A 12,777-nucleotide genomic window follows, 5' to 3' on the forward strand; every position below is an offset into this window, starting at 1 on the left:
GGGTTTTACTAATAAGGTTTATTACAAATATTTTTTAACAGGGGCAAAACTTTTACGATGCAGTGGTGTAACCCCATACTTAACGAGCGCTGCTATATGCTTTTTAGTACCATAACCAGCATTTTGAGCAAAATCATAGCCAGGGTATGTTTTAGCGAAGGCTGCCATCATATCATCACGCGTAACTTTAGCGATAATACTAGCTGCCCCAATCGATGCTGACCGTGCATCCCCTTTAATTAATTTATCTTGAGGAATGGCTAAATCAACCGTCATCGCATCAATTAATAAGTGATTAGGAACTAACTCAAGATTTTCAATAGCAGTTTGCATAGCCACTCTACTTGCTTCATAAATATTTATCTCATCGATTATCGGTGGTTCTACCACCCCGGTGGCCCATGCTAGGGCCCGCTCTTTAATTAAAGGCGCAAGTTGTCGCCGTTGGTGGTCATTTAATTGTTTAGAATCATTAACACCAACTAACAAAAAGTCTTGCGGTAAAATAACCGCTGCCGCAACCACAGGCCCTGCTAATGGTCCACGACCAACCTCATCAACGCCGGCAATATATTTGACTCCGGCGTGCCACAGTTCTTTTTCAAGTTGGAGATGCTGCTCAAAACGGATTAATTTAGCTTGTTGCTTAGCATATTGCTTATACCAATTATTAACCGCTGCCTGAACTCCTTTACGTGGATCGGCTTTCAATGCTGTTAAAAATGCTTCATCGGGCTCAACTAAGGTTGCCAATTGTTGCTTGATTGCTAAAATAGTTGCCACTTAAGCCTCCTCCGTGGTAGTCCGATAAGTAGCAACTTTTTCGATAGTATAACGACCTAGCTTACCGCGGCGTAAATCAAGCATCATTCGTTCTGCTGCTCGATCATAATCATCACGAAAACCTAATTTTTGCGTAATGGTTAATAAAATATCAACATCGCTTTGTGTTTCAAAAATCGCCGGACTTAAATGATAGCGTTCAATCATTGCTTGCGGCTTATCAAGACGATAAAACGCAATAATGGCTAAAGCAATATCGTCTTTGGCTAATAGCGCATCTTTAATCGCTCCCGTCATTGCTAAATGCTTACCTACCAACGGATCTTCAAATTTTGGCCATAAAACACCTGGTGTATCAAGTAGTTGTAAATTAGTGGGCGTTTTCAACCACTGTTGCTTTTTAGTGACTCCTGGTCGATCACCAGTAATGGCAACGTTTTTCATTACTAAATGGTTTAACAGCGTTGATTTCCCTACGTTAGGAATACCAGCAACCAATGCCCGCAATGGTTGTTCTTTAATTCCTCGCTCAGCATCTTTGGCGAGCTTATCTTTTAACACTAATTTAGCGGCTTTAGTAACTGTTTGCGGTGTTTTATGATCTCTCGAATCTAAGCCAATGGCATGAATACCCTGTTGGCGATAAAAAGTTAACCATCGACTAGTTTCATCTGGATCAGCTAAGTCCGTTTTTGTCATAATTAATAATCGTGGTTTATTGGTGATTATTTCATCCAATTGTGGATTACGTGAAGCAGCTGGAATTCGCGCATCAACTAGTTCAAAAACAATATCAACAACGTTCAAATTTTCCCGCATTTGGCGAAAAGCTTTAGCCATATGGCCGGGATACCATTGAATATTTGCCATAAATTAATAACTCCTTAGGTTAGAGACACTAATGTCTTATCTGTATTTTGGGCAATCTTAAAAATTAATAGTTTGGTTTAATTTTTTTATCAAGCAAACTACTTTAGCAAAAGGCTAAAATAGTCTCAAGTATAGCCAATCTTATTCTAGCATTTAATGCTAACTGCTGTCTTAGTTAATCTCAAGATATTAACAATATTACATTAAATACATTAGGCGTTAGTAGCTTTAAAAAAGTTACCAACGCCTATTTGTACTAAATTATTAACAATTATCTAAATATCTTTGCCAAGCGTCATCAAAAACATCCATACTTGGTAAATAGCCAGCTGTTAATTCTAAATATTCCGTAATTTCATGATAATTTTGGCTTTGCTTTGGAAACGCATGATCTAAAGCAGCATTATGCGCAAAAATACTGACCAAATCAGCCTGATCATCGCTACGTTGCGTTAATAAATAGTGATAAAAAGAATCCTGCATTATTTTATTCCACCTTCAAAAACAAATTTATCATTATCAATGTCAATCGTTTTTGCATGAATCGTGAGCCCATTACTTAGTTTTAAAGCATTTAAATCGAATAAAATTGATTCACTTTTGGCATTAACATGCACCCAATTTGGTAAGCTATATGTCTGCTTTAAAACAGCCAAGACTAATGAGACTGGTAGATTTAAAGAACCAACAGCCATTGAGCTTGCCTTTAAATTAATATTACCGGCCTTTGTGACGGTTGGCTTAAAGGTGATTCCAGCGTTAATATTTTGGCCCAGGATTTTAACGGTTCCTGTCAAAAGCGCCTCATCAGTAATGACAAACTGGAGTTTAGTTTGCTTATTTTGATATTGACTTAAAAAATGTTTAGCTAAGCGATTAATTTGATTTTTTTGTAAACTAATTTCAAAATCTGAGGTTTTCGTATTCACTTGTTGCGTTTCTTGATAATTGTTAGGCACGAATACCAAAGTTGTTGCTGTGATACCACTGATAATAATAAGCGTGGCTAATGCCCAAAACAACCAAAACCACAAACGTGTTGGTGCCTTTTGTTTCCGTTCTCTTTGCATGCTTACTCTCCTTACTATTTTTCATAGAGCCATGTCGCCTTATGTTTTATCATTGTAGCATACAACTTTTTGGTCATATAGTTGTATCCTTTGCTATTAGGATGAAAATGATCACTTTTCGCAATATAGGCATTTTTTTCATCCGTTATCTTATTTTCATGTAATGTTTTGACCACTCCTTCAACAGACGAGGCATTCGCTTCCTGTAATAATTTTTGTTTAGCCAAGGCACTTTGGTATTGGCCAAAAGTAAGTTGTTTAAAGGTTGAAACATAGTAGCCATGATATTTTTTGACAATTTTTTTATTAATATTGTTATATGCAATAACGCTAGTATTTATACTTTGTAAATTAGCAAAGTAAACATAAAGTGGATTGTAGTTACCAAACACAAAAATTGGTGCAGTTTTATTGTAGCGGCGAATTGACTGCATTAATTTTGTCAACTTGGCTGTATACTCAGGTTCGCTCGCTTTAATCGCCTGCGTTAATTCCTTAGCTGAGCGATCGAGAACACTCCCACCAATTTTTTGAATTAAATCATCCCCCCCAACGGTCATAATAATGGCATCGGCTTTTTTAATTGCAATTTGCTGTTGGGTACTATTCGTTAAATGCTGATTAATTTGATCGGACCGATCTCCTGAATTACCATAATTAAGCACTTTTGTAGGAACTACTAATTTATTGTTAATTAATTTCGCTAAGCGTTGCGTATAGCCACCTTGCTTAGTCGAATCACCCATCCCTTCAGTTAAGGAATCACCAAGGGCGACTAATTTTAACTGTGGTTTAACAGTTTCTTTATTATTCATATACTTATAATAAGCCAAACCAACAATTCCAATGCCAACAACTGTAGCGGAAATGGTGATGAGGGCCCTTTTTTTATTTAGTCGCATGCTGCTTCTCCTTAATCGTATCTTCATTAAAATAATAACCACGAATCACTATTAATTACAAGCCTCCTTTCATGTTAACACCACATCTTGACTAAAATTTTAACCAGCTTCTTAGTTTGTAAAAACTCGCTATTCACTCGAATTTTTATTTATTCTAGTTCTTGAAAAGTTATAACCATCAATCCCAATAAACAAATTAAAGCAAAATTAACTGGTATGCCAGACTACACTATCCAATTAATTACTTTAAACATCACTAAAAGATAAGGCTACACATTTTAAGCAAGCTTAGTGTTTTAGATGCGGCGATACATTAAAAAAGCAGCTAATTCAAACTTGAATTAGTTGCTTAATAAGTTAATCGCATTATTTAATCTATCAATCTCATTGCCAAAGAAGCCTAAAAGGCAAATCTGTGGTGGCAGTAGCTCTTATAATTATCTTTTAGTTTTGCTACAAAGTCCTTAATCTGCGTACAAATACGAAATCGCAATGGCCCCAGGGCCCGCATGCGTTGACAGAATTGGTGAAGATTGCTCTAACAAAATTTCACTATCCGGAAAGTGTGCTTGCATTTGTGCGACGACTGTTTGACCAACCGTCAAAGCCCCAACGTGTGAAACACCAATTTTTTCAATTTTTGGATAGCTAGCCATGTCATTATATAGTTGAGTATAAAATTTATTAATTGTTTTATTACCCCGGCCTTTACTGTTAATCGTAATAGCCCCATTAATTAATTCAATAATTACTTTGATATTTAAAAAACCACCAACTACCCCAGCAACTTTACTTAAACGACCACCAGCAACAAGGTTATCTAGATTATCAACCGCCAAAAATAGCCGCGTATGTTGTCGAATATCAGTCATTTTTGCCAAAATAGTCGCTTTAGTTTGACCAGCCGCCGCCATTTGTGCCGCTGCAATAACCTGAAACGCTAAACCACGATCAGCAAATTGCGAATCGATAACCGTTACCTTAGCATGGGTTAATTCAGCTGCTTGATGTGCAGCATGGACGGTCCCTGATAAATGCTCAGTCATATGAATACTAATTATTTCGGTATCATCATCAGCTAATTGATTGTATATATCAACAAATGAACCCAATGGTGGTTGGCTCGTTTTCGGTAAAGCATGGGCTAGTGCCATCTTATCCATGAATTCGGAACGTTGAATTGTCTCGCCGTCAAAATAGACGGTCCCATCTATCATTACAGATAAGGGGACAATTTTAATATCATATTGTGCAATTTCTGCTGGTGATAATTGGACGGATGAATCAGTCACAATTTTAATTTGGGTCATTAATTTTTTCTCCCAGTGGAATCATTTATGGTCATAACCATTTGCAAATAATTATAGCAGATATAAGCATATCATGCATTGTTTAGTTTCGTGATATCTCGCACATATTCGTTTGTTGCTTCATTAATTAAATAGGCAACATCAATATGCCATTTTGCCCCTTGTTTAGGCTGTTCTTGCCAAAAATCAGTAACCTTAAAAGGTTGTGAATTAGCTTGATACCCAACAATTTTTTCTTGCTGCGCATAGCGATTTAACTCATTTTCCAGTGCAATTTGAGTGCTTATCGCACTATCAATCTTAGCTTCTGGAATAATAAATTCAAATACCATCACCCCGTGGCCCCAAACATTGGCAATTAAAGTTGAATTAAGCATCGCTGGATCCACTTTAAATTGACTAGACAATTGGGCCATTGCATAACTCATTGCTTTGTTAGTTGGGTGTTGTGCTGCTAAGATTAACGTACCAGTTGTTTTTTGGGCTGATTGGTGACTAACTAAATGATAAATGATAATCATACTAATTACGGCAACAACGCTAATTAAAAAAACATGCATTTTAACACCTCTCAATCTACTTTAATTATAGCAGTATTTAAGCTAATTTGGCTAATTTATAACTTTCAGTTGATTGCTATATGACATTAAATATTATTTTTGCTATAATGATACTAAATGTATGTCGTGAAAAATTTATTTTAAGGAGCATTACTATTCATGGTATTTAAGATTTACTACCAAGAAACAAAAAAACAAAATCCAAAGCGTGAAAACACGCAAGTGTTGTACATCAATGCTGATAACTTAGCAGATGCACGTGAATTGGTCGAAACTAACACTACCCATAATATTGAATTCATTGAAGAATTGTCGACGGCGGCACTCGAATATGAACAAGATGGTGTTAATTTTGCAATCACGGAGTTTTAATTAATGCACAAAGTTGATATTCGCCCCGATGAAGCAGCAGTATATGCTGTTGGTGGTCTTGGTGAAATTGGAAAAAATACATATGGTATTCAGTATGGTGATGAAATCATCGTGGTTGATGCTGGTATTAAATTTCCAGAAGATGAGTTATTGGGAATTGATTATGTAATTCCTGATTATACCTACCTTAAAGAAAATGTTGAAAAAATTAAGGCTTTGGTAATTACTCATGGTCACGAAGACCACATTGGAGCAATCCATTACTTTTTAAACGCCGTCAACGTTCCCGTGTATGCTGGTCCACTTGCCCTTGCTTTAATTAAGGGGAAACTGGAAGAACATGGATTATTAAACAGTACCGAGCTACATGAAATTAATGAAGATACTGTTTTGCAATATGATCATTTAAAAGTTGAATTTTTCCGCACAACTCACTCAATTCCAGACACATTTGGGGTCGCAGTCACAACACCAGTTGGGGTCATTGTGGAAACTGGGGACTTTAAATTCGATCTGACACCAACGACTAAACAGCCACCTAACTTACAAAAAATGGCTAAATTTGGGGCCGAAGGTGTATTAGCCCTGCTTTCAGATTCAACGAATGCTGAACGGGCAGAATTTACTAAGTCTGAACAGTTTGTCGCTAATTCTATCAAAAAGATTTTTAAAAATATTGATGGTCGGATTATTTTTGCAACTTTTGCCTCAAATTTATCGCGTGTGAAGGTCGCTGCTGAAGTTGCCATTGCTGAAGGTCGTAAAATCGCTGTTTTTGGCCGTTCAATGGAAACTGCTATCAATAATGGCCGCGAATTAGGTTATTTAAACATTCCGGATGAAGCCTTAGTTGATGCTTATGAAATTAATCACTTACCTGCTGAAGAAGTCATGATTTTATGTACTGGTTCGCAAGGGGAACCTATGGCTGCCCTCGCACGGATTGCCAATGGTACACACCGGCAGGTCACCATTCAGCCAAATGATACCGTTATCTTTAGTTCTTCACCCATTCCTGGTAATACCCAATCAGTTAATCGGGTTATCAACGAACTAGAAGAAGCTGGAGCCAATGTAATTCATGGTAAGATTAATAATATTCATACTTCCGGTCACGGTGGCCAAGAAGAGCAAAAACTCATGCTTTCACTAATTAAGCCAAAATTCTTTATGCCAATTCATGGTGAATATCGAATGCTTAAAGTGCACGCTGGTTTAGCTGAAGAAATTGGAGTTTTACATGAAAATACGTTTGTTTTGGATAATGGTGATGTATTAGCTCTGACTAAGGACACTGCGCGTGTCGCTGGTAAATTCCCGGCTAACGATGTTTATGTTGATGGTAATGGCATTGGTGATATTGGAAATGTTGTTTTACGCGATCGCCAAATGCTCTCCCAAGATGGCTTAGTTGTCGTTGTTGCAACGATTGACTTAGCACGTAAAGAAATTACGGCTGGTCCTGACCTCCTTTCACGTGGCTTTGTTTACATGCGGGAATCTGGAGAAATGATTAATGAAGGTCGTAAAAGAGTCTTTTGGGCTATCCGACATGCCATGGAAAATCCTAACGCAACTGAAAACACGATTAGAATGGCTATTATCGAAGATCTACAAGCCTTTTTATATGAAAAGACTGAACGGCGGCCAATGATTTTGCCAATGTTTATCATGATTTAAGGTCCAAGCACTTTGAAATCACGCTTTTGGTCAAATGGTACTGCTAGCGTAGCTCATAAAAAAACAACTAGTTCATAATTTGAATTAGTTGTTTTTTTAATTTTTATTTTTACAACCTTGAAACAGTGATATTCGTTGATATTGTATTACTTATATTATTTTTTTATAGTAACATCATCGTCCATATAATCATTGAAATTGATGACCATATCGTAACGTTTCAAATTTGCTGGTTCATAATGGTGAATCACTTCAATAAAAGTAAAATTTGACCTGAACAGATAGTCATGAATCACCTTCGATGTTGTTTTATCCAATGAGGCATTGATTTCGTCTAACAATAGAATCGGCCGATTAGCCAAAATTGCTCTTGCCAGTTCGATTCGCGCTAATTGACCACCAGATAGTTGATCGGCATTATCGCCCAGCTGATAGTCTAGCCCTTTTTCTGTGATGAGTTTACCCAAATCTAAGCCTTCACACACTGCAATAACTTTTTCCTTTTCAAGAGGGACACCCAAGGTCAAGTTAAACCACATGGTATCCGCAAAGATTACGGCACTCTGACTCGAATAAGCAAACAAATTAGTAAATGAACCCTTGGTGACCTCTTTTTGATTAAGCATGATTCTTTGCGCTTGTCCATAATCCCCATACATCAAAAATTGAAGTAATGTTGATTTGCCAGAGCCAGATGGTCCAATTAATGCAATTTTTTGGCCGTTACTGAGAGTAAAACTAATATTACTTGCCAGACTGTTTTGTTGACGTTTTAATGAAAGATTGTCAACCTGCAAATGATTGAAATGACTGAGTTCAACGGTGTTTATCGTTTTGTGATTATTCTTTCTCGTAAAACGTTTTATCTTTGCTACAATTTCCTTAGTCGTTGATAAATTATTACGCTGATTTAGGATTTGTAGAATTGGATTAGTAAAGGAATTAGATAGTTGCGTAATTGCAAAAAGTGCTCCTAAACTTGTCTGTCCCTTGATAACCAAAATAATTCCAATGGAAAAAGGTAATAAGAAAGTTCCACCAATTGCGATAATATTAAGATACGCATTAGTATTATTATTAAGTAAATTCATTTTGGCTAATTTTTCTTCTAAGTGGCTAATCGTCCCTTTACTCTGCATAACTGCGCTATCTTGTTGGCCATATAAATTAAAAGTTCCTGTTCCAGCTAACAAGTTTTTGGTTTGATTAACGTATTGTTTATTAGCAGTTGTCCATTCTCTAGAGGCTTTTTGAATTCCTTTTTGAAAAAAATTAGAAGCAATCGTTGGTAGAATGGATCCAAGTAAGAAAATAAGTGTAATTCCAATGTTCAAGTACAGTGCATAACTTAGCGCCAAAATAACTGTATAAAGATTAATCAAGATTTCAATCTCAGACTCGTATCGATTCGTTTCGAGTAGTTTAAAATCATTTGTCAAAAAACCTAAATTCGAACTGTCTTCCTTTTTATTGAGTAGCATTCCTCGCAGTATATTCGTTCTTAGTACAGTGTTTGTCTGCTTGATTGCGTCAGCCTTAAGATAATTGAAAATCAAATTAGCGGCCAAAACGATAATTAACGCTACCAAAATTTCAATAAAAAAAGTAGATACTTTAGCAAACTGGTGACGGGTCGCCATATTTGTCAAAGTGCCAACAATGTATGCCATAATAATATTTTCTGTACTGTAGATTAAGCCAAAAAAATTCAGCCAGAAAAACTTATAATGTGAATAATTCTGATATATCATTCTTTTTCCTCCTAGGCTTTATTAAACACAAATTCAGTCTATATTTAATGTTTGCGCCTTTTATATTAGTTTCATGCCATTGTTTTATCATTTTTTACTCATTTTATTTTAGACCTATGATAATATTAAATCAAGCTAAATTTTATTTTGATAATTAATGCTTATTAAATATCAAAGACAAATAATCAGCCACTAATTGCATTATGCAATTGGTGGCTGATTTGTAATATTAGTAAAGTTTAATTGCTAGTATAACAACGGAATATAGGTTGCCCCTTCACCATAGGCCTGCCGAATTATTCTAGTTTCACCATGGTGAGATCTTTGGGTATGGGGTGGTTGATTGGCATCAATGGCTAATACTTTTAAGCCTTGTTTAGCTGCATAATAACTAGCACTAGCTCCCACCGAACCACTACCAATAAGAATTAGATCATAGGTTTCATTCTTATTTATTCCTCAAGCATCGATTTGTTTTCATTTATTATAACGCTTAATTAACCAACTTCCATCAATTTTAATTAGAATAAACCGGTAATCGTTTCACCGTCTGGTAATAAATCAATATGATTAGCAGCTGGATCGGCTGGCAAACCAGGCATCGTAAGGATATTCCCAGTTAACGCCACAATAAAACCAGCGCCAAGTTTTGGCACCAGTGTTTTTATATGGATAGTAAAATCACGCGGTGCCCCTAGTGCCTGAGCATCATCCGATAATGAATACTGCGTTTTTGCCATGACCACTGGTAGTTTATCCCATCCATATTTGGCAAATGTCTTTAATTCACGCAATGCTTTCGGGCTGTACTCAACCTTACTACCACCATAAATTTCTGTCACAATTTTTTCAATTTTGGTCGTTAAAGCATCCTCACTAGCATACAATGGTCGTAGTTGACTGGCTTTTTCCGTTAATTTAATCACCTCAGCTGCTAAGGCATTAGCCCCTGCACCACCTTTGGCCCAAACATCAGTTGGAATTGCCTTAACATCAAATTGTTGTGTGTAATTTGCAATTAACGCCAATTCAGCTGGCGTATCACTACTAAATTCATTAATGGCAACAACAACTGGTAAGTCATAACGTTGCATGCTTTGGATATGTCGCCCTAAGTTAGCTAATCCAGTAGTTAACGCGGCAATATTAGGTGTTGTTAAATCGCTTTTAGCTTGACCACCATGCATTTTTAAAGCCCGTACTGTGGCAACAATGACCACCGCACTAGGGGCTTTGCCGAGTTTAGGTACTTTGATATCTAGAAATTTTTCGGCTCCTAAGTCAGCCCCAAAACCACCTTCTGTTACAGCAATTTCACCTAATTGGAGAGCCGCTTTGGTTGCTTGCACTGAATTCGTACCTTGGGCAATATTAGCAAATGGTCCGCCATGCATAATTACCGGCGTTTGTGCAAGTGTTTGAACCAAGTTCGGCTTAATCGCATCTTTTAATAAAACAGTTAATGCTCCGGCAACATCTAATTGGGCTACAGTAACTGGTTCTTTATCATACGTGTAACCAACAACGATTGCTTCAATTCGGTGTTTTAAATCTGGTAAGTCCGTTGCTAATGTCAAAATAGCCATTAATTCAGAAGCAACTGTAATATCAAAACCATCTTCACGGACAATTCCACTAGTTGGCCCCCCTAGACCAATCGTTGTGTGCCGTAATGCACGGTCATTAATATCTAATACGCGTTTCCATAAAATACGGCGAGGATCAAGTCTTAAGGTGTTCCCTTGATACATGTGGTTGTCAATTAGCGCAGCTAAAGTATTATGCGCCGTTGTTAGTGCATGAAAATCCCCTGTAAAGTGCAGATTAATTTTATCCATGGGAATAACTTGGCTGAAGCCACCACCGGTTGCACCACCCTTCATCCCCATGACAGGGCCTAGTGATGGTTCACGCAAAGCAATCACGGTTTTTTTACCAGCTTGTGTGAGCGCATCGCCTAAGCCAACCGTTACTGTCGATTTTCCTTCACCAGCAGGGGTTGGATTAATCGAAGTGACTAGCACCAATTTACCAGTCATGGGATCATTTTTTCGGTTTTTTAAATCTAGTTTGGCCATATAATGCCCATATGGTTCAATTTCTTGAGGCGCTAAGCCGAGATTAGTTGCAATTTCATTAATGGGGGCAATCTTGGCTGCCTGGGCAATTTCAATATCTGATAACATTTAAGTAAGTACCTCACTCAGTTTTAATTTAATGATTAATTTTTGGTTAGTGCCTTATTACCAATATCATGACGATATTGTAATTGTGTTTGACTAGCCGCTAGGATTTGATAGATTTGTTCTTGTGCTGCTGTAATTGTATTAGCAGCTGTCACTAACGTCGCAACCCGACCACCCGCTGTCACGAAACCGGCATCTGTTTTAGTGACACTGGCATAGTTAACTTGCGTTAATCCTGAATTACTTAGTGTTGGTAAAAGATCACCACTGACTGAATTTTGTGGATATCCTTGCGCTGCAAGAACAACACCTAGATAGTATTTATCAGTTTGCCATTTAGCAACTACGGGTTCACCGGTAACTAACTTATTGAGTAATTCATATAAATCCCCTTCTAATTGTGGCAACAGTACTTGTGCTTCAGGATCACCAAACCGTACATTAAATTCAATTACCTTAGGACCGGTACTTGTTTGCATGACCCCGGTATATAAAACACCGGTGAAGGGGCGACCTAATGCTTGCATCGCGGCTAGTGTTGGTTTCACAATCTCATCAATAGCAACCTGTTTAATTATATCATCAAATTGTGGTAGTGGGCTATAGGCACCCATCCCCCCTGTATTAGGACCTAAATCATTGTCCAAAAGTCGTTTATGATCTTGGGCTAAGGGCAACGTAATCAGCTGCTTTTCCCCAACTAATGTAAATAACGAAAATTCTTCACCTGTCAAATACTCTTCAATCACAAGTTTAGCGGTCGGGTTATTTTGATATAGTTTTGTCAAATAAGTTTGAGCCACTTGTTGACTTTTAATTATCGTCACACCTTTACCGAAAGCCAAGCCATCCAACTTAAAAACCAAGGGAAAGGTTTGCGTCGCAATGTAGGCTTGTGCCGTTGCTAAATCAGTAACGACTTGATACTGCGCAGTCGGAATGGCTGCATTCGATAATAATTCCTTAGTAAATGATTTTGAACCTTCTAGTATGGCTGCCGCTTTATTAGGCCCAAAAATTTTTAACTTAGCCGTGTTAAAAGCATCTACAACACCAGCCATTAAAGCATCTTCCATTCCTACAACGGTTAAGTCAATCGCTTTTTGTTGCGCAAAAGTCACTAAACTAGCAATATCCGTGACAGCAATTGGAACTACCGTAATTCCAGTTTCAGTCATACCAGGATTACCCGGTGCCACAAAAACCTGTGTCACTTGCGAACTAGCTAATAATTGTTGGGCGAGAGCATGTTCCCGTGCCCCATTGCCAATTACCAATACCTGTGCCATGTTA

Annotated in this window: 13 protein-coding genes; 2 read left to right on the forward strand and 11 right to left on the reverse strand. The window is 37.4% G+C overall.

The window, feature by feature from the left end; translation table 11 throughout:
• Positions 1 to 21: 21 nt before the first annotated feature.
• From JOC59_RS02730 to JOC59_RS02760, 7 genes are all read right to left on the reverse strand, one after another.
• Positions 22 to 783 carry a ribonuclease HII gene (locus JOC59_RS02730; RefSeq protein ID WP_205143266.1) on the reverse strand — a complete coding sequence of 254 codons (762 nt, stop codon included), beginning with the start codon at positions 781 to 783 and terminating at the stop codon, positions 22 to 24.
• Positions 784 to 1,653, reverse strand: a complete 870-nt coding sequence (gene ylqF / locus JOC59_RS02735; RefSeq protein ID WP_205143267.1) for a ribosome biogenesis GTPase YlqF — start codon at positions 1,651 to 1,653, stop codon at positions 784 to 786.
• 264 nt (positions 1,654 to 1,917) lie between these two features.
• Positions 1,918 to 2,136 carry a YozE family protein gene (locus JOC59_RS02740; RefSeq protein WP_205143268.1) on the reverse strand — a complete coding sequence of 73 codons (219 nt, stop codon included), beginning with the start codon at positions 2,134 to 2,136 and terminating at the stop codon, positions 1,918 to 1,920.
• On the reverse strand, positions 2,136 to 2,723 hold the full coding sequence (locus JOC59_RS02745; protein WP_205143269.1) for a YpmS family protein: 588 nt from the start codon (positions 2,721 to 2,723) through the stop codon (positions 2,136 to 2,138). Before JOC59_RS02745 ends, JOC59_RS02740 begins: the two co-directional genes overlap by 1 nt.
• A gap of 14 nt (positions 2,724 to 2,737) precedes the next feature.
• Positions 2,738 to 3,625 (reverse strand): SGNH/GDSL hydrolase family protein, encoded by an 888-nt coding sequence (locus JOC59_RS02750; RefSeq protein ID WP_205143270.1) that lies wholly within the window; start codon positions 3,623 to 3,625, stop codon positions 2,738 to 2,740.
• A 464-nt stretch (positions 3,626 to 4,089) separates the two neighbouring features.
• Entirely contained in the window at positions 4,090 to 4,935 is an 846-nt protein-coding gene (locus tag JOC59_RS02755) for a DegV family protein (RefSeq protein WP_205143271.1), read from the reverse strand.
• A gap of 71 nt (positions 4,936 to 5,006) precedes the next feature.
• On the reverse strand, positions 5,007 to 5,495 hold the full coding sequence (locus tag JOC59_RS02760; protein WP_205143272.1) for a hypothetical protein: 489 nt from the start codon (positions 5,493 to 5,495) through the stop codon (positions 5,007 to 5,009).
• A 159-nt stretch (positions 5,496 to 5,654) separates the two neighbouring features.
• Between JOC59_RS02760 and JOC59_RS02765 the strand changes: the two genes are divergently transcribed.
• Positions 5,655 to 5,867 (forward strand): DNA-directed RNA polymerase subunit epsilon, encoded by a 213-nt coding sequence (locus tag JOC59_RS02765; RefSeq protein ID WP_205143273.1) that lies wholly within the window; start codon positions 5,655 to 5,657, stop codon positions 5,865 to 5,867.
• A gap of 3 nt (positions 5,868 to 5,870) precedes the next feature.
• Positions 5,871 to 7,547 carry a ribonuclease J1 gene (gene rnjA, locus JOC59_RS02770; RefSeq protein ID WP_205143274.1) on the forward strand — a complete coding sequence of 559 codons (1,677 nt, stop codon included), beginning with the start codon at positions 5,871 to 5,873 and terminating at the stop codon, positions 7,545 to 7,547.
• 155 nt (positions 7,548 to 7,702) lie between these two features.
• On the opposite strand, the gene JOC59_RS02775 is transcribed toward rnjA, so the two are convergent.
• The 4 genes from JOC59_RS02775 to purD all read right to left on the reverse strand — a co-directional run bounded on the left by JOC59_RS02775 (position 7,703) and on the right by purD (position 12,773).
• Positions 7,703 to 9,298, reverse strand: coding sequence for an ATP-binding cassette domain-containing protein (locus tag JOC59_RS02775; RefSeq protein WP_205143275.1), 1,596 nt, complete (start codon positions 9,296 to 9,298; stop codon positions 7,703 to 7,705).
• Positions 9,299 to 9,544: 246 nt separating this feature from the next.
• On the reverse strand, positions 9,545 to 9,754 hold the full coding sequence (locus JOC59_RS02780) for an FAD-dependent oxidoreductase (RefSeq protein ID WP_338090187.1): 210 nt from the start codon (positions 9,752 to 9,754) through the stop codon (positions 9,545 to 9,547).
• Positions 9,755 to 9,819: 65 nt separating this feature from the next.
• Positions 9,820 to 11,484, reverse strand: coding sequence for a formate--tetrahydrofolate ligase (locus JOC59_RS02785; protein WP_205143277.1), 1,665 nt, complete (start codon positions 11,482 to 11,484; stop codon positions 9,820 to 9,822).
• Positions 11,485 to 11,519: 35 nt separating this feature from the next.
• Positions 11,520 to 12,773 carry a phosphoribosylamine--glycine ligase gene (purD, locus tag JOC59_RS02790; protein WP_205143278.1) on the reverse strand — a complete coding sequence of 418 codons (1,254 nt, stop codon included), beginning with the start codon at positions 12,771 to 12,773 and terminating at the stop codon, positions 11,520 to 11,522.
• Positions 12,774 to 12,777 lie beyond the last annotated feature (4 nt).

The organism is Periweissella beninensis (assembly GCF_016908275.1).
GTDB classification, from domain to species: domain Bacteria; phylum Bacillota; class Bacilli; order Lactobacillales; family Lactobacillaceae; genus Periweissella; species Periweissella beninensis.

What these genes read in the sequence shown, in the direction of transcription:
- JOC59_RS02775 (WP_205143275.1), bottom strand. Translation starts at nt 9,298, where the DNA reads ATGATATATCAGAATTATTCACATTATAAGTTTTTCTGGCTGAATTTT.
- JOC59_RS02760 (WP_205143272.1), bottom strand. Translation starts at nt 5,495, where the DNA reads ATGCATGTTTTTTTAATTAGCGTTGTTGCCGTAATTAGTATGATTATC.
- rnjA (WP_205143274.1), top strand. Translation starts at nt 5,871, where the DNA reads ATGCACAAAGTTGATATTCGCCCCGATGAAGCAGCAGTATATGCTGTT.
- JOC59_RS02785 (WP_205143277.1), bottom strand. Translation starts at nt 11,484, where the DNA reads ATGTTATCAGATATTGAAATTGCCCAGGCAGCCAAGATTGCCCCCATT.
- JOC59_RS02740 (WP_205143268.1), bottom strand. Translation starts at nt 2,136, where the DNA reads ATGCAGGATTCTTTTTATCACTATTTATTAACGCAACGTAGCGATGAT.
- purD (WP_205143278.1), bottom strand. Translation starts at nt 12,773, where the DNA reads ATGGCACAGGTATTGGTAATTGGCAATGGGGCACGGGAACATGCTCTC.
- ylqF (WP_205143267.1), bottom strand. Translation starts at nt 1,653, where the DNA reads ATGGCAAATATTCAATGGTATCCCGGCCATATGGCTAAAGCTTTTCGC.
- JOC59_RS02745 (WP_205143269.1), bottom strand. Translation starts at nt 2,723, where the DNA reads ATGCAAAGAGAACGGAAACAAAAGGCACCAACACGTTTGTGGTTTTGG.
- JOC59_RS02755 (WP_205143271.1), bottom strand. Translation starts at nt 4,935, where the DNA reads ATGACCCAAATTAAAATTGTGACTGATTCATCCGTCCAATTATCACCA.
- JOC59_RS02765 (WP_205143273.1), top strand. Translation starts at nt 5,655, where the DNA reads ATGGTATTTAAGATTTACTACCAAGAAACAAAAAAACAAAATCCAAAG.
- JOC59_RS02750 (WP_205143270.1), bottom strand. Translation starts at nt 3,625, where the DNA reads ATGCGACTAAATAAAAAAAGGGCCCTCATCACCATTTCCGCTACAGTT.